Source organism: Marinobacter sp. M5B, assembly GCF_042604615.1.
In the GTDB taxonomy this organism is placed as follows: domain Bacteria; phylum Pseudomonadota; class Gammaproteobacteria; order Pseudomonadales; family Oleiphilaceae; genus Marinobacter; species Marinobacter salarius.
Window position 1 is genome coordinate 1020703 of the sequence record NZ_CP156894.1, and the last position, 20531, is coordinate 1041233.

A 20531-nucleotide genomic window follows, 5' to 3' on the forward strand; every position below is an offset into this window, starting at 1 on the left:
GCCGCAATATCCGCAAGTTGCGGAAAATCATGAATTCCAGGTCGCAGACGCCGGCCACCGCTTTATGTAGAATGATCGCCGCATCGACCCGGCCGGAGTTACCATGCTTCATTTTTTCTACTCCCTTTTTTTCCGCATCGCGCTGCCGTTTGTGTTGCTGCGATTGTGGTGGATCGGGCGTACCAATCCTGAAGCGTTCGTGCGCTGGCAGGAGCGCCTGGGGTACGTGGAGGCCTTCGATGAGCCGGTCATATGGGTTCATGCCGTATCGGTGGGTGAAACCATTGCCGCCGCCCCCCTGGTGAAAGCTTTGCTGAGGCGTAATCCTGATATCCCCATATTGATGACCGCGATGACGCCGACCGGCTCGGCCCGAGCCAGGGCTTTGTTCGGTGACCGGGTCCACTATGCTTTCTCACCATATGACACACCCGGTGCGGTGCGCCGGTTTGTTGGCCGCGTAAGGCCCCGGGCGCTTGTGATTATGGAAACTGAGCTTTGGCCCAATATGATTGCTCTTAGTCGCCAACGCCAAGTGCCCATTTTCCTCATTAATGCGCGCCTTTCCAGCCGTTCCGCGCGGGGATATGAGCGGGTGGCGTCACTGGTTCGCCCGCTGCTCCGCAGTATTAGCTGGATAGCCGCGCAAGCAGAGGAAGACGCTGGCCGGTTCCTGCGTATTGGGGCCACGCCGGAATCGGTGTCGGTGACCGGCAGTATCAAGTTTGATGTTGAGGTCTCGGACGAAGTACGCGCCGAATCTTCGGGGCTGAGGGCGGCGCTGGGCGCTGACCGTCCGGTTTGGATTGCAGCCAGTACCCACGACGGTGAGGATCGCCAGATATTGGAGGCTCACCAACAAATCCTCGAGCATTTCCCGAACGCATTGCTGATGATTGTGCCGCGGCATCCAGAGCGTTTTGATGATGTGGCCAGGCTCATTGACGCCATGGGGCTCTCTCTTGTCCGTCGGTCCCAGTCAGGAAGTGACGGGGGCGGAAAGGTAGGGCGCGAGGTGTATCTTGGTGACACCATGGGTGAATTGCTAATGCTTTACGGCGCCTCCGATGTGGCCTTTGTGGGCGGCTCGCTGATTGAACGTGGCGGCCACAACCCGCTGGAGCCAGCCGCTTGGGGAATACCCGTTGTTTCCGGGCCGCACATATTCAATTTCGAAAACATTTACGACCGCCTTGATTCAGGACAGGGTCTGTTTATTACGGATTCAGCGGAGTCTCTTGCCCGGTGCGTTGTTCATCTCTTTTCGGACAGAGCTTCTGCGCAAAACGCGGGTCACAACGCGCTGGCGGTTGTGAATGCCAACCGTGGTGCGCTCGAGAAAGTGGTTGATGGGATAGTTGAGCGGGTCTAAGGCGTGATACCGGTGTTTTGTATTGGCCGGGGCATGGTGCCCCGGCCTGATTTTCATCAGTTTACTGGGAGGGGTTGTCGATGGTTTCCTGCTCGTTAGCCATGGCTTCAATCCCCGGTGCTGATGCGCTCAGCCAGTTGTTCAGGTCTACCAGATCCTGAGGGCTGAGGGTGCCAGCCGCCTGTTTCAGGTTCAGGGTGTTAATCACGTAGTCATAACGGGCATTGGCAAAGTCACGCAATGCCACGTAATAGTTCCGTTCCGCATCCAGCACTTCCACGATGTTCCGTGTACCCACTTCGTAACCGGCGCGGGTGGCATCCAATGCACTGCGGCGGGAAATGATGGTTTGTTCCAGCGCAGAGGCAGACTCGATGTTGGTATTCACGGTACGGAACAGGCTGCGCGTGTTTACCCGGACATCCCGACGTACTGTCTCTAGCGACTGCTCTGCCACCGTCACCTGGGAGCGCTGCTGTCGCACGCCGGCCTGGGTTCCGCCGCCCATATACAGGGGAACGTTGAGGGTAAGGGCGATGCGACCCTCGGTCGTTGTGCCATCGCGCTGGCCCTGTGTCAGAGTTGGCTGCTCCAGCCCATCAATCTCCGTGTTGCCGTAGGACGCATTCAGGTCAAGCGTTGGCAGGTGACCGGCTTTCGCGCTCTTCAGGTTGGCCTCGCTGGTGTTCAGGTCATAGAGGGCTGACTGGATCTGCCAGTTCTGACTCAGGGCGGTGTTTTCCCAGGCTGAAGGGTCCATGGGCTCCGGGCGGCCGAGGGGGAAGTTCCGGCGCAGGTTGTTCAGGTCTTCAGTGTACTCGCCGGTCAATCGTGCCAGTTGTTCGCGGGCGATATCCAGGTCGCTCTCTGCAGCGATACGCTGGCTCTTGCTGTCGTCATAGCTGGCACGAGCCTCATACACTTCGGTAATGGCAATCAGTCCCACATCAAAGCGTTCCTGTGCCTGCTCGTATTGGCGCTGAATGGCCGCCTCGGTAGCGCGGGCAGTGGTTAAGGTGTCTGCCGCCCTGAGGACATTGAAATAGGCGGTGGCGACGTCAAGAATCAGCTGCTGCTGAGCCAGGTTGTATTCGGCCTGCGCGGCTTCCGTCTGGAATTTGCTGGCGTCGTAATCAAACCAGGTGTCGGCTCGGAACAATGGCTGGGTCAGCTCGACGCCGTAGGCGTAGGTTTTATATGCCGCGTCCTGGCTGGGGCCGTCCACGTCGGTGTGGCTGGCTTCACCAAAGGCACCGATCTGCGGCAGCAGGTTGCTTCGGCTGACATCGCTTGCTGCTTGCTGAGCTTCAAACGTGGCGCGGGCGGTTGCAATGCCGGAATCATAGGAGAGTGCTTTCTCGTACGTCTCAACCAGATCCATGGATAGTGCAGGCTGGGCTGCGAGCAGTCCAATCAGCCCGGAAAGCAGTCGTTTCTTCATGATGTCTCCTGTTAGTGAATCACCCGGCGTGTTGGAATACCTGGCCACATATGTTCAGATAGCCATTGAGCGTTTCAGGCTCGCCATTATGGACAATAATCGGCCTGAGCTCTACACTTGCAGTCGGCACTGATTGTAAGTGTCAATTACATTGATTTCGCGTCTTGACGGGGTGCTGGCGTCAGAACATCTGACCGCCGGCTGAGATTGCCATGCAGAACCCGCAACCTGATCCGGATAATACCGGCGTAGGGATTTGAGACAATATGCTGCAACGACACAGAACCGTTCTGTGATCACTGCCCGTCATGCGCGACCCGTATACCTAATCAACCCGGGGACGCACTATGACAACAATACCTTCCTATCTCAGCGATTCAGCAAAAGTCGATTCTGCAGCCATCAAGCCGCTGCCCCAGTCCCGAAAAATCTACGTACAGGGTAGCCGACCTGATATTCGGGTGCCCATGAGGGAAATTACTGTGGGCGACACGCCGACCGACATGGGTGGCGAGAAAAATGCGCCCGTCGCCGTTTATGACACCTCCGGTCCGTACAGCGACCCTGAAGCCACTATTGATCTGCGTAAGGGACTCAAGCCCATCCGTTCCGCCTGGATTGAGGAGCGCGGAGATGTAGAGCAGCTATCCGATTACACCTCTGAATTCACGCGTCGCCGGATGAAAGACCCTCTGCTGGACCCACTCCGTTTTATGGACGAGCGCAAGCCGCTGAGGGCCAAGCCCGGCAAGAACGTCAGCCAGATGCACTATGCCCGCCAGGGGATCATCACGCCGGAAATGGAATTCATCGCCATTCGCGAGAATATGAAGCTGCAGGAAGCCCGGGAGCAGGGGCTCCTGAAAGACCAGCATCCGGGCCAATCATTCGGAGCGTCTCTGCCCCAGGAAATTACCCCTGAGTTTGTACGGGACGAAGTTGCTCGCGGCCGGGCTATTATTCCCAACAACATCAACCACCCGGAAACAGAACCGATGATCATCGGCCGCAACTTCCTGGTGAAGATCAACGGCAACATCGGCAACTCAGCGGTCAGCTCTTCCATCGAGGAAGAAGTCGAAAAGCTTACCTGGGGCACCCGTTGGGGTTCTGACACCATCATGGATCTGTCCACCGGCAAGAACATCCATGAAACCCGCGAATGGATCATCCGCAACTCGCCGGTTCCCATCGGCACCGTGCCCATCTACCAGGCATTGGAAAAAGTCGGCGGCGCTGCCGAAGACCTGACTTGGGAAATTTTCCGCGACACGCTGATCGAACAGGCAGAGCAGGGCGTGGATTACTTCACCATCCATGCCGGCGTACGCCTGCATCACGTGCCAATGACGGCCAAGCGTACCACTGGCATTGTGTCCCGTGGCGGCTCCATCATGGCCAAGTGGTGTTTGGCCCATCATCAGGAGAGCTTCCTGTACGAGCACTTCGAAGACATCTGCGAAATTATGAAAGCCTATGACGTGGCTTTCAGTCTCGGTGACGGCCTGCGTCCCGGCTCCATTGCCGATGCCAACGACGAAGCCCAGTTCGGCGAGCTCGAAACCCTGGGTGAGCTCACCAAGATTGCCTGGAAGCACGATGTTCAGGTAATGATCGAAGGGCCGGGCCATGTGCCCATGCAGCTGATCAAGGAAAACATGGACAAGCAGCTGGAATGCTGTGATGAGGCACCATTTTACACACTCGGGCCACTGACCACGGACATTGCCCCTGGCTACGACCACATTACGTCCGGTATCGGCGCGGCAATGATCGGCTGGTACGGCTGCGCCATGCTTTGCTACGTTACCCCGAAGGAGCATCTGGGCCTGCCCAACAAGGACGATGTAAAGACCGGCATCATCACCTACAAAATCGCAGCTCATGCCGCTGACCTGGCAAAAGGCCACCCCGGTGCCCAGATCCGCGACAACGCGCTGTCCAAAGCCCGCTTCGAGTTCCGCTGGGAAGATCAGTTCAACCTCGGCCTCGACCCGGACACCGCTCGTGCCTTCCACGATGAAACCCTGCCGAAGGACTCCGCCAAGGTGGCCCACTTCTGCTCCATGTGCGGCCCGAAGTTCTGTTCCATGCAGATTTCCCAGGAAGTTCGGGAGTATGCCAAGGAAAATGGCCTCGACGAGGTGTCGGCGGTGGATGCTGGCATGAAGGAGAAATCCCGGGAGTTTGTGGAGGCTGGGTCCAAGCTTTATGACAAGGTCTAGTTTGGGCTCCCAGCCTGCGATGACTGGAGTGTGAGCCAGGGTGGTGGCCCCGTTCAGAAAACGACTCGAGACGTCCCTGTGCGTCTCGGGCTCCGCCATCCCTGGCTCCGCACGTTTCTGAACGGGGCCACCACCCTGGCTCAATCTGGCTTTGGCAGTAATCGCGCCGATAATCCGTCCTTGAGGATCGCACAAGTGCCCGGAGCAGTTATTGGGACTCTCTTTCCAAAACTGTGCGGAGCCATGGATGGCGGAGCCCAAGCGCCCCATGGATGGGCTTGAGCGTGTTTTGGAAAGAGAGTCCCAATAGCTGCTTCCCCGTGATTTAAGGCTGGGGCCCAAGCTTGCAGTAGCCCTGTAAATCCGGCTATCGTTCAGAATCGTTCTCAAAAACGGATCTGAACTCTTGTAATGACCGAACCGTTCCAGTTTAAAGACCACGACGTAAAAATCGAAAAACGCGAAACCGTTTTCCATGGCTTCTTCCGTATGGACAAGCTCTGGCTGACGCACCCGCGCTTTGACGGCAGGCAAATGCCAACCTTCACCCGCGAGCTCTTCATCCGTGGCGACGCCACCTGCGTACTACCCTACGATCCGGATCGTGACGAGGTTGTTCTGCTCGAACAATTTCGCCTCGGCGCTCTCGGCCGGAAGCAGTCCCCCTGGTTACTGGAACTCGTGGCCGGCATGAACGAGGAGGGTGAGTCGCCCGAAGACGTTGCCCAGCGAGAAGGCCAGGAAGAAGCCGGCCTGACGTTTAAACCGCTGGACAAAATCTGCGACTATCTAGTGTCTCCCGGCGGAAGCACGGAGCTGATCCACCTATACTGCGGTCGCATCAGCACCAAATCCGCCGGCGGTTTGTTTGGCATGGAGCATGAACACGAAGATATCCGTGCTCATGTATTCAGCGCCGACGAAGCCATCGCAATGATTTATGATGGACGTATCAATAACGCTGCCGCGATCATCGCGCTGCAGTGGTTGCAGTTGAATCGCCCGCGCTTGCGGGAAGGTTGGAGCTGATATGACAGAGTGGGTAATGAAACCCCGGCGTTATGTACCGGATCTAAGACGTTTCGGCGCGCTGTGTGATGGCAATTACATGCGGCTTCACCGCCTGCGGAGGCTTGAAGCCAAGGGCCGCCCCATTTGTGAATTCGAGCTTCATCGTGAGGACCAGTACCTGGGCCGTGTTCGCATCGAAGTGCTGCAAACCACAAAGTTTACGGAAACCCTGCTGCTTGAACAGGTACACAACTCCGGGCGCTGGCTGAATAATCCCCAGTTGACGGTTCGGGTCTATCACGATGCCACCATGGCCGAGGTTATCAGTTGTTACCGCGATCGACAGATTGCGCCGGTGAACGACTACCCGAACCGTTTCATGCACCACCCTGACGAAAAAGTTCAGGTCAACAGTTTCCTGGCCGACTGGCTGGATTACTGCCTGCGTTTCGGCCACTTGCCGATGGAACATGCCGCCTGGTCTGCCGGAGAGGGCGTGGACTAAGGTTGTATGTCTGCTCTGCATCCAATGACATAGAGTGCGCGTAGACTGTGCGAGAGTTGTCAAAACCGGCAATTGCCTGGGGAAGCCTGAACAGAATGTGATGAATATTCTGGATGCAGACGGAAAAACTCAATAACCTGCCAGTAGGTCTGCTTCACCGGTGTGTGTTGCGCAAACGCAAGAACCACGAGTGCCATGACAGAGAACGACAACCAGCGTGCCCTCCGGGTGCTACAACTGACTGACCCGCACCTGATGGCCGATCCGGCGGGTGGGCTGCTGGGTGTCAATACGAGGGACAGCCTGGATGCGGTGATTGCTCAGGTTTTCCGGGACCATGGCCAGCCGGACCTTATCCTCGCCACGGGTGATATTGCCCAGGATGCAAGCGAAGAAGCCTACCGCCTGTTTGGCGACAAGTTGGAGGTCTTTCAGTGTGACACGGCCTGGATGGCCGGCAATCATGACGATTCGCCACTGCTATCCCGTATCGCCGCCGAGCGAGGAGCCAATCAGCGCCATATTATCCAGGGTGGGTGGCAGTTTGTGCTGCTGGATACCTCGGTTCCCGGGAAGGTGTTCGGTGAGCTTTCGGAGCCTGAGCTGGCGTTCCTGGAGAAGACCCTGAGTGAGAATTCCGACCTGCCAGCACTGGTCGCTCTTCACCACCATCCGGTTGAAATCGATACCCGCTGGATGTCACCGATCGGGCTTCGCAATCGTGACGCGTTCTGGCAGGTGATCGATCGTTTCCCGCAGGTAAAAATCGTCCTCTGGGGCCATATTCATCAGGAACTGGATCAAACCCGCAAGAGTGCGCGCCTGCTGGCGACGCCGTCGACCTGCATACAGTTTACAGCCGGCTCCGTGGAGTTTTCGGTGGAGGATAAGGCGCCGGGCTATCGGTGGTTCGAATTGTTGCCGTCGGGTGAGTTTTCTACCGAAGTCAGCCGGGCGACGGATTTTGTGTTCGAGCTGGATAGCAACAGCACCGGATATTAGCGGGTTGCTGATCGGTAGGCGGCCTGTTAATGGCCACCTTATTGCGTATATAATTCAGGCTTCGCTCAGGACGAGCAAGAGACATTCACTTCTTCAGGGATCGAAGACATGCCCCAGGCAACCGGACTGCAGTTCACGGCCACCCTTGGCCAACTCCCCAAAGACCTGTTCGTGGTCGCCCGTTTCGAGCTGACCGAGTACCTTTCCAGGCTCTGCTACTGCAAGCTGGAACTGGCCAGCACCTCGCCCGACATCGCCCCCGAAGACGTGCTGGAACAGCCCGTGGAACTGGTGATGTGGCAGGACGGTGTACCGCTGCGGCGCTTTACCGGCGTGATCAATGAATTTGTCCGGGGCGACTCCGGCCATCGCCGCACCCGTTACGACGTCATCGTTCAGCCCCCCCTGTGGCGCCTCGACCTGATGCACAACAGCCGCATCTTCCAGACCCAGGCCACCGACGCCATCGTGCGCACCCTGCTGGAAGAGCGGGGCCTTATCGACACCGTGTTTGATTTGAAACGTCCCCCCGAAGAACGGGAATACTGCGTCCAGCACCGGGAAAGCGACCTGGCCTTTGTCGAACGGCTGGCCGCCGAAGAAGGCTGGCATTACCGCTATTGCCACGGCGATGTGGAAGGCAACGACCAACCCGCTCTCATCATCGCCGACCACCACGGCGACGCCCCCAGGCTCGACCCGGTGGAATACAACGCCAAGGCTGGTGGCAGCACCCGCCAGAGTACCGTCTTCCAGTTCCACTACCGGGAACGGGTGAAAGCCGCCTCCGTGGCCATGAAGGACTACACCTTCAAGAACCCCGCCTACGCACTGATGCACGAACACCAGGGCGACAAACTGGACGGCCAGCGGGAAGACTACCAGCACTACGACTACCCCGGCCGCTTCAAGCAGGACGCCAGTGGCCAGCCCTTTACCGAAAGCCGTCTCGATGCCCTCAGGAACGACACCGCCATCGCCGATGGCCAGAGCAACCGCCCCGACTTCACCGTAGGTGCCAAAGTCGAACTCACCGACCACGACAACCCACGCCTGAACCGGGAATGGCTGTTCACCAGCATCACCCACACCGGAGAACAATCCCAGGCCCTGGAAGAGGATGGCAACAACGGCGCCACCACCTACCACAACGCCTTCAACGCCATCCCCGCGGACCGCACCTGGCGGCCCCAGGTCGAACACCGCCCGTTGATGGACGGCCCCCAGGTTGCCGTCGTCACCGGCCCCAAAGGCGAAGAGATCCACTGCGACGAACACGGACGCGTCAAAGTGCGATTCCCGTGGGATCGCTACTCAAAGAACGACGAACACAGCAGCGCCTGGCTCAGAGTCAGCCAGGGCTGGGCCGGTGGCCAGTATGGTTTTATGGCGTTACCGAGAATCGGCAACGAAGTCATCGTCAGCTTCCTGGACGGCGACCCGGACCAGCCGATCATTACCGGAAGAACCTACCACGCCACCAACACGCCGCCGTACGCGTTGCCAGAGCACAAGACCAGAACCACTCTCAAGACCCAGACCCACAAGGGTGAGGGCAGCAACGAACTGCGGTTCGAGGACGAAGCGGACAAGGAACAGATCTACGTCCACGCCCAGAAAGACCTGGACCTGCTGACGGAAAACAACCGCACCGAAGTCATCAAAAATGACAGCCACCTGACCGTGGACCGCCACCGCAAGGCCCACATCAAGGGCAATGACCACGCCACCGTGGATGGTGAGAAGCGCGAATCCATCGGCGGCGACGCCAGCCTCACCGTCAACGGCAGCCACCACAGCAAACAGGGCAAGAACCAGCTCATCGAAGCAGGCAGCGAAATCCATCACAAGGCCGGCATGAAAATCGTCATTGAAGCGGGTGCGGAAGTGACCCTCAAGGCCGGTGGCAGCTTTGTGAAGGTGGACCCCAGTGGTGTGACTGTGTCCGGGCCTATGGTGAAGATGAATTCCGGGGGCGGGCCTGGGAGTGGTAGTGGCGTTGGGGCACAAAAGCCTGAAAAGCCCGACCTCATCGAGCCAGTGGCAGGTGCCAATGTGACGCAGGATTCGTTAGCCGAAACGGGCACACGAATCAATGCAAAGCCAGGTAGTGTTGCTGGAGCCAAGACTAAGTCCGGGGGCAGCAACGGGCCTACACCTTTCAGCGCCTCTCCGACGCAATCCGATGGTGTCTTAGAGGAAGCCCCTGTTGTCGACGAATCTGGCCGGCTGGTCGACGTTCGTGGTCGGGGAACTGACGATGAAACAGTGAAAAGCGCATTGGCACCCGGTAAGGAGGGCGCGGTATGAATCAACCCCTGAACCTCAAACGTGAGCCTCTCGATAAAACGGTCCGCCTGAGGGCGGAAAATGACAAGGGCGAGCCTGCGGGGATGGCGCTTGCCATCCCCACTCAAGATGGCGGTTCCTTCATGGTTCCCGTTCTGGACGACTGGCAATCCACGGAAGAAAAGCCGGAAGGTGAGTTGGGCAATACCTTGATGAGTGTTTGCCCCGTTGCTGAAGTTCACAGCAAACGCCCCATTGAGTCCGGTGGCGTAACGATCTTCGGTGGCCGCGCGGTGTCCCTTATGCGCCCGGGTTACCTCTATGTATTCAGGGACCAGACACTTTGGCGCGAATTCGAAATTGGTCCGGAAGGCACTCTCAGCGAAGTCGATCTCGTGACCGCGCGCCAGGATAAGGCCTCCGCCCGTTTGGCGGCGGGCAAACCAGTGACTGATTTTCTGGTGCCAGTATTGCTGCAGAATCGATTTGAACTGACGGACTGCCGCATTGCCTATAGTGAAATCCAGTGGCCATGGTCCTATATTGAGAAGCTGGAAAGCGCGCCAGCCGTTCTGGAAAAGAGGGCCCTGTCCATCGCGCCTGCCTGGGCCGCTGCGACGGACGATAGCCTGAACTTCGACGGCGGTTTCCCGGCTTCGGTCATTTCGTCGGTACCCACCTTGCGGCCCAGAGATCTGGGCATTGAACTGATGCTCAGGGACCCTGCCGGATTTACGCCCGAGTTCCGGGAGCCGGGCAGTGGTGAGTTGATTTCCCGAGTCGTCGAGCGATGGAAGCGGATTCCCGTCGATGACGAGCAGCCTGGTAGGGAACTGCCGGATCTAAGTTTGCAGGCCGAGGCATCAGGGGACGCATTGGTGGGTGCCAGGGAGCACAGCGCGATCGTATGCGTGGCCATCCCCGACCCGCTGTTCCGCCTGCGCCATGCCCTGACACAACTGCACCTGGCCTTGCATTACCTTGATGCGATTGACCTGTCCCTTAAAGATCGACCGCTGATTCACTCCGCCACACTGATACGTCAGGCATTGTTCGATCCGCAGGTTTCAGACTCCAGCGATCAAGTCGAAACCCTGCGAGCTGCGGTGGACCAAGAGAAGCTTCATAAGACTCTGGATCATTCCGAGCGCAAAAAGGTGCTTGAAGAAATCGCGATCCACCTGCAAACCCTGGAATCACTGGTCAACAGCGGTGACTTCGAAATCGCCTGTGATGATTACCTCAACCACAACGGGTTGGGGCCCTGCGAAGCGTTTGCGCTCCAGGCTGATCTGTTAAATCTGACCCAACAACTCCCGGGCGTATTGAATGCCCATGGCCTGGAGTCACCGGGCATCCTGTCAAGACTGCTCAAGCAGGGGCTGGGAAAGAACCCTCTCATTGACACTTTGGCTGACGGTGGAAACGCAAGCAGCGACTTTCCTCCTGTGCTGGCGCAATTAAAGGAACTCGCGGTTGACCAGGACACGCTGACGGAGGAGCGTTTGAACGGCGCGGGCCTGTCGTCCATAAGCGCGTTGGCCCAGCAAATGGCGCAGGAGGAAGATGGCTCAGGTTCTGACAGCGGCAATGGCTCGCAGGCCCTTCCCAGCAGTGCTCCAGGCACCGCTGCGGGAATGGTTAAAACAGCATTGGGAGGCTGGAGTGCGGCCGTTCTAAAAGCGGTGGAAAACTTACGTCAGAGCGACGACCTGGCGGCCATCAAACTGGACCGCGTGTTTACTTCTGTCAAAGCAGTGGCCGATATCGCCGACCCCAATCTGGGCGGGGAGTTGCAGGTAATGCGCCGAGGTGAGGTTGATCTCACGCGTTACAGCATTGTGGGCGTTCACGGAAAAGGAATTTCTTTTGGCTTAACCGATGCAGACCGCCAGAGCGAAGCCCTGACAAGGCGCAATGATTATCTGTTTGCAGACAGGACAGACGCGGCGGGTAAACGGGTGGCGTCCACCAGCCCGAGTCGATTGGTTGATGAAGGTGGAGAAGCTCTTGTTAAGGCAGCGGCTCATACCTGGGTGTTTGTTCTACCCGTCGATCATCCTGAAGCCCGGAAATTCAGTGCCTTGAAAATTGATTGGGCGAAAAAGGCCAAGTCGTTTGCTGATGGGCCTGGGTTATCGAGAGTGTTGGTGGGATTGGCCGCGTATAATCTTGCTTCGGAAGCATGGATCCTGATAAACGCGAAGACTGGAAGTTCAAGGATTTCGTATGCAAAGACTTTCGGAGCCTTCTTAGATCTATCCGCAGCATTGATGAAGCTTCATGTCGTCGGATCTTCGGCAACTGGCAAGGTAGTTTCGAGGATAATACTGAGGCCGCTTTTCGAAATAAAATCCGTGCCATTGCTAGGGCCTCTTATCCAGAAACGGCTTTTTCAGGTTGGAGCCGGCACAATTGTCCGGACTATGGGGCTGGCTAATTTTATGGCTGGTGTCTTCATGGTGGGCACAAGCGCTTGGGATTATCGGAACAGTGTAAGTCGGGGCGACTCGGACGCAGCTTTCGGGCATGGCTTGGCGGTGGCTGGAGGTAGCGTCTTTTTAGCGTCCCCGCTGCTAAGCGGATTATTGGCAGTGCCTGGTTGGGGCTGGGCATTATTTGGACTGGGGGTTGTACTGGGCGGCAGTGTATTCGCAGCTATTGCTACCGACAGCGAGATAGAGCGCGTATTGAAGCAGGGACCTTTGGGCCTTGGGCCAGATCATGAGGGACTTCCTGCGGACGATTCCGTCTATTTTCCGCAGTTGTTGAGCCAGATCTCCCCTGTAACGGTAACCGCCAAGCGCTATGGTGACTTGAATGAGGAGGAACAAGCGATGTTTGTGGGCCACAGCCCATCTCAAGACGACTACAGGGTGACGGTGAGTTCCCCTCTCATCAGTCGTTTCAAACTAGGCCAGTCACTTAAGGATAAATCTGGAAGTAAGAAGCCAGACTTGAGGCTTGGGATTCAGGAACTGGAATACACCCACAGCACAATGCAGACTTCCGTTGGCCGAGTCGATGAGTTCAACTTGACCAAGAATATGCCATTGCAGCGGATCACGACCTGGGCCGCCTTGCCAGAAGATCACTCGGTACATTTTCTCGTCGAACGAAACCTTGCCGGCGGCGAAACCAAGAGGTTTGGTCATAGTGAAAGACGAACCATAAGTTTGCGAGTGGTCCTGCAAGCTCGAGTCGAAAGTGAAATTGGCGCATTTAGACTTCCTATGCCCGTGCTTGATGACTACGAGGCGTTTGATGCCATTCGTCACGGCGCGTTGCCGGATAAACAACGCCAGGTATTCAACCCGTTCAAAAATGAGCCAGTACCCTACTGGATTGTGAAAGAGGTCGCCGTGTGAGTGAGAATGGTCGCGTAAATAGCCAAGAGAATTCCGGTTTTCGGGCCGGTCAGGTTCCAAGCTTACCCGAGCCTCCAGCCAAACGTGAACGGGTAGGTGAGGATCTTCAACCTGTCGGTGATTACGCAGGAATCGAGCCTTATCACCGGGTGTGCGAAGATGTAGGTGCCACCCAACACCAAGATCAGAACGACCCGGATGGCTTTTCCTCTGGAGAGTGGTGGTGGGACCAGCGTCAGATTCGCTTCCTTAACGGGAAAGTATTTATTGGTTTTTCGGCTTTGCTGCTATTTATTCCCTATGTATGGGGCACTGCTTTGGTTGGTGGTGGCGGAATATTGGCGTTATATTTCGCTGATTTGGTAGATATACCTAAAGTTTTAAAGTTTTTTTGGATTCTCTTTGCTGGCTTTGCCTGGATAGCAGCCTCTTTCTATATCCTGATAAAAACAATGCCCTGGGTCATGGGCGGTTTCGCCCTGCTACTGAGACCATTCGACAAACTACTGGGCAAGCTCCTGGATCGTGGCCTGGATGCAGGCGAAAGCGCCTTCAACCGTGAGGCGGGTGAGGTCAGCTTCGCTCTACCGGGAGGTAAGAAACTGACCGCGCCCTTCGAGGAGTTCGATGCCTACGTGGAGCGCGTGGTCCAGCATGGCGGCATCTTCTATCGCCTGATGTTTGTTCACCGCTACACTGGCAAGCAGTTCAGCCAGACGTCCTTTAGCCGGATTGAGCCAACAAAAGAAGAAGTCATGGCTCTGTGGGATATGCTGCAGAGGTATATGGATGTATCCCAGCCGCTGCCGGATGTGCCGAGGCTGGAGCCCTTCCGCCACCTAGATCCGGTAACGGCGGAGCATGACCAGCACACCGGTCGGAATCCCCGGTTCTGGCGTGACCTGGATCTGGAAGCCTGGAAGCAGGGTGAAGGGGCCGAATGGCTGAAGCGCCAGGCGGAGTACCCTTGGGATAAACGCACCTGCAAGCTGACACCTCAGATTGGAAAGATTTCCATGGAGGCCTATAGGGCAAAGATGGCTTCCTCAAGTAACCATGGAGAACTGAAGGAATCGGTGATGTAAGGCAGAGGCATGGGCCTCTGCCTCAGTACACCTAAGCCTCCCGCAACTCCCGGGCCGCAGCCACCATTTCCCTCAACGCCGGAATCACCTCCTCCCACGACCGGGTTTTCAACCCGCAGTCCGGGTTGATCCAGAGCCGCTCGGCGGGGATTCTTTCCGCGGCCTTGTTCATCAGCGACACGATCTGTTCAGTCCCAGGCACGTTGGGCGAGTGAATATCGTAGACACCCGGTCCAATATCATTGGGATATTGGAAGCCCTTGAAAGCATCCAGCAGCTCCATGTCAGACCGGGAGGTTTCTATGGTGATGACATCGGCATCCATGCGGGCGATGGCTTCGATGATGTCGTTGAATTCCGAATAGCACATATGGGTGTGTATCTGGGTTTCGTCCTTCACGCCATTGGCAGTAATCCGGAAGGCTTCGATGGCCCAGTCCAGGTAGGTCTCCCAGTCGCTCTGGCGCAGGGGCAGGCCTTCGCGAAGGGCGGCTTCGTCAATCTGAATGATGTTCACGCCAGCCTGTTCCAGGTCCAGTACTTCCTCGCGGATCGCCAGTGCCAGTTGCAGGCAGGTGTCTTTCCGGGGCTGGTCATCGCGCACGAAGGACCAGTTGAGGATGGTGACCGGGCCGGTGAGCATGCCTTTGAGGGGTTTGTCGGTCAGGGACTGGGCGTAGCGAATCCATTCCACGGTCATGGCCTTGGGCCGGGAGATATCACCGAACAGGATGGGCGGTTTCACGCAGCGGGAACCGTAGGACTGTACCCAGCCGAAGCGGCTGAACACGTAGCCTTCCAGTTGCTCGCCGAAGTACTCCACCATGTCGTTACGTTCCGCCTCGCCGTGGACCAGCACGTCCAGCCCCAACTGTTCCTGTTCCTCAACGCAGTGGCGGATTTCTGCGCGGATTCGCTCGTGATATTCCTCGGGTGCGAGCTCACCCTTACGAAATTTGAGCCGTGTTTGGCGGATATCCTTGGTCTGGGGGAACGAGCCGATAGTGGTTGTGGGGTAGCGCGGCAGCTTCAGGTGGCTTGCCTGGATCGCCGAGCGCTGCTGGTAGCTGCTCTTGCGTTGACCCAGCTCAGGCGTGATCGCCGCGACCGCCTCGCGAACCTGTGGGTCCGTCACGCGGGTTGAGTTCCTGCGGCTGAGTATGGCGTCTGCATTGCTCTTCAGTTCCCGGGCCACCGCATCCTGGCCATCGGTAAGTGCCGTGGCCAACAGCTGCAGTTCTTCCAGCTTTTGCCGCGCAAAGGCCAGCCAGGAGCGTATCTCCGGGTCCATGGTGGTTTCGTTGTCCAGGTCTACCGGCACATGGAGAAGTGAGCAGGATGGCGCAATCCAGAGTCGTTCACGCAGCTTCTGATAAACCGGTTCCAGCCAGTCGAGGGTGGCTTCCAGGTCGGTTTTCCAGATATTGCGACCGTCGATCACGCCCAGTGAGAGAACCTTGTGCCCCGGCAGCCAGTCCGTCACGCGGGACACTTCGTCACGGGCGTTTGTCGCATCCAGGTGCAGGCCGGCAACCGGCAGCTCACAGGCCAGTTGCAGGTTTTCCCGCAGTTGGCCGAAGTAGGTGGTCAGCAACAGTTTTACCGGGCTTGCCTTGAGGTTGTGGTAAGCCAGGTTCAGGGCGTGCCGCCAATCGCCTCCCAGGTCGGTCACCAGGATGGGCTCGTCAATCTGCACCCACTCTGCGCCATTGTCGGCAAGAAGCTGCAGCAGCTCCGCATAGACCGGTAGCAAGTCTTCCAGCAGGCTGAGCCGGTCTGTGTCGTCCTTGGATTTACCAAGCCAGAGATAGGTGACGGGGCCGATGATAACCGGCTTGGCGTTGACGCCTACGGCCCTGGCCTCAGCCAGCTGTTCCAGCAAGCGTGTGGGATTCAGGCTGAACCGCGTGTCCGCCTCGAATTCCGGCACAATATAGTGGTAGTTGGTGTCAAACCACTTGGTCATTTCGCCGGCATGCACGCCGCAGCAATCGTCATCAGCCGGGGACCGGCCACGGGCAATGCGGAAGTAGCGGTTGAGTTCGTTGTCATCGGCTGTGCCGGCGCGCTGTGGCAGGTTACCGAGTGTGGCGCTCATGTCCAGCACCTGGTCATAGAGCGAGAAGTCACCGACCGGTGCCAGCGTGAGCGGGCGTTGGTGTCGCCAGTTGCTGGCGCGAAGCCCTGCCGCGGTTTGCTGTAGGTTGTCTTCGCTTAACTCGCCTTTCCAATAGCCCTCAAGGGCAAATTTGAGTTCGCGACGTTGGCCAATCCTGGGAAAGCCTAGGTTATGGGTGGTTACCATGATGAATCTCCTGTCGTCATTCAGGTCATCAAGGCTAGTGCTGAACTGCCATGAAAAATAATGGTAAAATCTCATGAATCCATGAATTATTTTCAAGTAAGGCCGGCCAATGATAGAACGCAATCATCTGGAGATCGTCCGTGAAGTGGATCGGAGCGGCTCATTGACGGCGGCGGCGGACGCGCTGTGCCTCACCCAGTCTGCCCTCAGTCATGCCATGAAGAAGCTGGAGCAGCAGCTGGGAACGCCCGTGTGGGTGCGTGAAGGCCGTAAACTGCGGCCAACTCAATCCGGGTTGTATTTGCTGTCACTAGCGAATCGTTTGTTGCCGCAGTTCGAGCATGCCGAGGAATTGGTGGGTCAGATTGCCCGAGGGCAGCGGGGCAGCCTGCGAATCGGTATGGAATGTCATCCTTGTTACCAGTGGCTGCTCAAGGTGGTTGGGCCGTATCTTGAGCAATGGCCTGGCGTGGATGTGGATGTGAAGCAACGCTTCCAGTTTGGTGGTATCGGTGCTTTGTTTGGCTACGACATCGATGTGTTGGTGACGCCGGACCCATTGCACCGCAAGGGGCTCGTGTACGAGCCGGTCTTTGATTACGAGCAGGTTCTCGTAGTGCCGAGCGATCACCCACTGGCCTCCAGGCCTTGGGCGGAGCCGTCGGACCTTGAAAGTGAGACCCTTATTACCTATCCGGTCGATGCCGAGCGGCTGGATATTTATACCCGGTTTCTGGTGCCGGCCCACAGCAGCCCGGCCCGGCATAAGACCATTGAAACCACGGACATCATGCTGCAAATGGTCGCGGCAGGGCGGGGGGTATCGGCACTACCCCGATGGCTGGTGGAAGAGTACGCCCATCAGATGCCGATCAGCCCGGTACGGCTGGGGCGGGAGGGTATTGATAAGCAGATTTTCCTGGGCCTCCGTGAGCGGGATGTGGATGTGGCCTATCTTCAGTCGTTCATGACGATGGCGCGGGAAACGACCTGGGGGCTGGATTGAAGCTAGAATCCGTCGCAACTTTGGTTGAGATGTTCGCGGGGGCGTCGTTCTTCGGTTAAAATGCGCGAAATTATTCATCGGGGACATGTGACCATGAGCGAAACACCCGCAGATCTGAAATACATTGAAACGCACCAGTGGGTGCGTGTGGCCGACGACGGCACCGCAACCGTCGGAATCACGGATTTTGCCCAGGATCAACTGGGGGATATCGTTTTTATTGGTGTTCCGGATGTGGGTTCGACGGTAACTGGTGCTGAAGAGGCGGGTGTTGCCGAGTCGGTGAAGTCGGCGTCGGATGTGTTCAGTCCGGTGACCGGTGAGGTGATTGAGGTCAATGAGAGCCTTGAGGATGAGCCTGAGAAGGTGAATGAGGATCCTTATGGCGATGGCTGGTTGTTCCGGGTGCGGTTGGCGGATGCCGGTGAGCTGGATGGCCTGATGGATTCTGTGGCCTATGCGGAGCATGTGGCTGCCGAGGAGTGACCCCGCGGATTGCTTCGGAGTTAGGACCAAGCCGGGAGGGCCTTCCAAAACACGCCTCAAGACGTCCTTGTGCGGCTTGGGCTCCGCCATCCATGGCTCCGCACAGTTTTGGAAAGCCTGCCCAGCTTAATCTCCGAACCTGTGTGCTGGACTCGTCTCGAAAAGCCTTCCTTATATTATTTCTTCAGGCGTTTATTTATGAATTTTCCGGTTTTATACCTCCGCAAAGGCGCAGAGCGCAGGCTCCGGGCTGGTCATCTTTGGGTCTACAGCAATGAAGTGGATACCCATCGCTCCCCGCTGACCGAGTTTGAAGCCGGAGCCCAGGCTGAACTGCGCGCGGCCAACGATAAACCCATGGGCACGGTGTTTGTGAATCCGCATGCGCTGATCTGCGGCCGTTTGATCAGCCGGAATGCCGCTCATGGCATGACGCCGCAAAGGCTTACCGAGCGGGTGGAGACGGCGCTGGCTCTGCGGGAGCGGTTGTTTGACAAGCCGTTTTATCGCTGGGTGTTTGGCGACAGTGACGGGCTTTCCGGGCTGGTGATTGACCGGTTTGATGATGTGGTGGTGGTTCAGATTTCCACGGCCGGCATGGAGCAGATGAAGGAGTCGGTTGTTCGTGCGGTGCAGCGGTTGGCGCATCCGCGGGCGATTATCCTCAAGAACGACGGCAAGATGCGGAAGGTAGAAGGGCTGGATACTTACGTTGAGCAGGCCCATGGCCCGGAGATTGATCTCCTGCCGGTTGAGGAGAATGGCGTGCGATTCGAGGTGCCCATGGAAGGGGGGCAGAAAACGGGATGGTTCTATGATCACCGCATGAACCGGCAGCGGCTGCAGGCCTATGCGCCGGGCAAGCGTGTGCTGGATGTGTTCAGTTACGTAGGTGGCTGGGGTATCCAGGCTGCCTGTGCCGGGGCTACGCAGGTGACCTGTGTGGACAGTTCCTCTGGTGCCATCGACTCTGTTCATCACAATGCGAAGATCAATGGCCTTGATAACATCGAGACGATAGAGGGTGATGCCTTCGACGCCCTGAAAGCGCTGTGCGATGAGAAGGAAAAGTTCGACATCGTCGTCCTCGACCCGCCGGCACTGATCCCCCGGCGGCGTGACCAGAAGGCTGGGGAAGAGGCTTATGCGCGCCTGAACCAGTTGGGACTTCGGTTGCTTGATCGGGATGGACTACTGGTGTCGGCTTCCTGCTCCATGCATCTGTCCCAAGAGAAGCTGACGGATATTATTCGCAGCAGTGGCCGCAAGATTGACCGGTTTGTTCAATTATTGGAGCAAGGCCATCAAGCGCCGGATCATCCGGTAGTACCGGGGATTCCGGAGACGGACTATATTAAAAGCTGTTTTGTTCGGTCATTGACAGGGTTTCTTTGAGGTCGGGGTTCTGGATTTAGCTGCGATCTATCTGGCCTCCGAGAATGAAACTCAGAAGTAGCGGATTTGCACGAAGGAAGCTAGGGAAGGACGCAGGGAGGGAGTGCCCGGGATCGTCAAAAACATGGATGTTTTTGTCGAGCGTACATGGACGTATCTACAGCGTATCCCGGGCACTCCCTCCCTGCGTCCTTCCCGGGCACATAGGCAGATAGTTATCCGCGAAGGCTCATAATCTTCCAGCCATTTTCTTTCGCAATGTTTTCAAGCGTCGGATCCGGGTCTACCGCTACCGGATTTGCGACTTTGCGCAGTAAGGGGGCATCGTTGTGGGAGTCGCTATAGAACCAGGCGCCCTCGAGACTTTCTCCAGTTGATTCCAGCCAGTCATTCAGGCGGGCTACCTTCCCGTCCTGAAAGCTGGGAATACCTGCAACCTCCCCCGTATAGCGCCCATTGACCATCTCTGGCTCAGTGGCAATCAGGTGATCAATGTCCAGCAGCTTAGCCACTGGCTCGGTAACGAACCGGTTGGTTGCAGTGATGATCATCAAGGTATGGCCATCGGCCCGGTGGCTATCCAGCAATGCCTTGGCTTTTTCGAGCATCATAGGCTGGATTTTCTTCGCCATAAACTGTTCGCGCCAGGCCAGCAGCTGTTCCGTGTCATGCCGTGCAAGAGGCTGAAGGGCAAAGCTCAGGTAGCGCATGATGTCCAGCTCGCCATTCAGATACTCCTCATAGAAGCGGTCGTTTGCCTGCCGGTATTCCTCCGCATCCACAATCGACTCTTCCACCAGGAATTCCCCCCAGGCGTGGTCACTGTCTCCGGCGAGCAGGGTGTTATCGAGATCAAAAATCGCGAGCGTCAACTTGGATACCTCCGGCAAAAACGACGACTGTCACAGGCGCAACAGTCTAGCATGACGCGCCGCCGTCGGCTTCGTTTGCCGAAGCCTTGGGATTCTGTAAGAATGAGAGCAACTTGGATAAATCCGGCCGGTGAATTTTTAATCCGGCCAACCGACTTTTAAGAGGACT

Annotated in this window: 14 protein-coding genes and 1 riboswitch; of the genes, 11 read left to right on the top strand and 3 right to left on the bottom strand. The window is 57.3% G+C overall.

The window, feature by feature from the left end:
- The first annotated feature begins 103 nt into the window (after window positions 1–103).
- Complete coding sequence (gene waaA / locus AAGD24_RS04655; RefSeq protein ID WP_126810596.1) at window positions 104–1372, top strand: lipid IV(A) 3-deoxy-D-manno-octulosonic acid transferase; 1269 nt, start codon at window positions 104–106, stop codon at window positions 1370–1372.
- 61 nt (window positions 1373–1433) lie between these two features.
- On the opposite strand, the gene AAGD24_RS04660 is transcribed toward waaA, so the two are convergent.
- Window positions 1434–2813, bottom strand: coding sequence for a TolC family outer membrane protein (locus tag AAGD24_RS04660; protein WP_228210936.1), 1380 nt, complete (start codon window positions 2811–2813; stop codon window positions 1434–1436).
- A 158-nt stretch (window positions 2814–2971) separates the two neighbouring features.
- A riboswitch (TPP riboswitch) is annotated at window positions 2972–3086 on the top strand.
- A 74-nt stretch (window positions 3087–3160) separates the two neighbouring features.
- On the opposite strand from AAGD24_RS04660, the gene thiC reads away from it, so the two are divergent.
- From thiC to AAGD24_RS04695, 7 genes are all read left to right on the top strand, one after another.
- Entirely contained in the window at window positions 3161–5038 is a 1878-nt protein-coding gene (thiC, locus tag AAGD24_RS04665) for a phosphomethylpyrimidine synthase ThiC (protein WP_085681608.1), read from the top strand.
- 411 nt (window positions 5039–5449) lie between these two features.
- Window positions 5450–6067: an NUDIX domain-containing protein gene (locus tag AAGD24_RS04670; protein ID WP_228210935.1), complete on the top strand. Its 618-nt coding sequence runs from the start codon at window positions 5450–5452 to the stop codon at window positions 6065–6067.
- A gap of 1 nt (window position 6068) precedes the next feature.
- Window positions 6069–6554 (top strand): DUF1249 domain-containing protein, encoded by a 486-nt coding sequence (locus AAGD24_RS04675; protein WP_036203520.1) that lies wholly within the window; start codon window positions 6069–6071, stop codon window positions 6552–6554.
- A gap of 195 nt (window positions 6555–6749) precedes the next feature.
- Window positions 6750–7556, top strand: coding sequence for a 3',5'-cyclic-AMP phosphodiesterase (cpdA, locus tag AAGD24_RS04680; protein ID WP_075195815.1), 807 nt, complete (start codon window positions 6750–6752; stop codon window positions 7554–7556).
- A gap of 108 nt (window positions 7557–7664) precedes the next feature.
- On the top strand, window positions 7665–9866 hold the full coding sequence (locus AAGD24_RS04685) for a type VI secretion system Vgr family protein (RefSeq protein ID WP_379866699.1): 2202 nt from the start codon (window positions 7665–7667) through the stop codon (window positions 9864–9866).
- Window positions 9863–13213, top strand: coding sequence for a toxin VasX (locus tag AAGD24_RS04690; protein ID WP_379866701.1), 3351 nt, complete (start codon window positions 9863–9865; stop codon window positions 13211–13213). The genes AAGD24_RS04685 and AAGD24_RS04690 overlap by 4 nt, the downstream gene beginning before the upstream one ends.
- Window positions 13210–14298, top strand: a complete 1089-nt coding sequence (locus AAGD24_RS04695; protein WP_126810594.1) for a hypothetical protein — start codon at window positions 13210–13212, stop codon at window positions 14296–14298. Before AAGD24_RS04690 ends, AAGD24_RS04695 begins: the two co-directional genes overlap by 4 nt.
- 31 nt (window positions 14299–14329) lie before the next feature.
- On the opposite strand, the gene metE is transcribed toward AAGD24_RS04695, so the two are convergent.
- Window positions 14330–16603 carry a 5-methyltetrahydropteroyltriglutamate--homocysteine S-methyltransferase gene (metE, locus tag AAGD24_RS04700; protein ID WP_379866703.1) on the bottom strand — a complete coding sequence of 758 codons (2274 nt, stop codon included), beginning with the start codon at window positions 16601–16603 and terminating at the stop codon, window positions 14330–14332.
- A gap of 109 nt (window positions 16604–16712) precedes the next feature.
- Here metE and AAGD24_RS04705 point away from each other — a divergent pair, with 109 nt between their 5' ends.
- The 3 genes from AAGD24_RS04705 to AAGD24_RS04715 all read left to right on the top strand — a co-directional run bounded on the left by AAGD24_RS04705 (window position 16713) and on the right by AAGD24_RS04715 (window position 19490).
- Entirely contained in the window at window positions 16713–17609 is an 897-nt protein-coding gene (locus tag AAGD24_RS04705) for a LysR family transcriptional regulator (RefSeq protein ID WP_036203537.1), read from the top strand.
- 93 nt (window positions 17610–17702) lie between these two features.
- Window positions 17703–18095 carry a glycine cleavage system protein GcvH gene (gene gcvH / locus AAGD24_RS04710; protein WP_036203540.1) on the top strand — a complete coding sequence of 131 codons (393 nt, stop codon included), beginning with the start codon at window positions 17703–17705 and terminating at the stop codon, window positions 18093–18095.
- A 198-nt stretch (window positions 18096–18293) separates the two neighbouring features.
- Window positions 18294–19490 (top strand): class I SAM-dependent rRNA methyltransferase, encoded by a 1197-nt coding sequence (locus AAGD24_RS04715; RefSeq protein WP_085681604.1) that lies wholly within the window; start codon window positions 18294–18296, stop codon window positions 19488–19490.
- Between the two features lie 215 nt (window positions 19491–19705).
- Here AAGD24_RS04715 and AAGD24_RS04720 read toward each other — a convergent pair whose 3' ends face one another.
- On the bottom strand, window positions 19706–20362 hold the full coding sequence (locus AAGD24_RS04720; RefSeq protein ID WP_136633319.1) for an HAD family phosphatase: 657 nt from the start codon (window positions 20360–20362) through the stop codon (window positions 19706–19708).
- Between the last annotated feature and the right edge of the window lie 169 nt (window positions 20363–20531).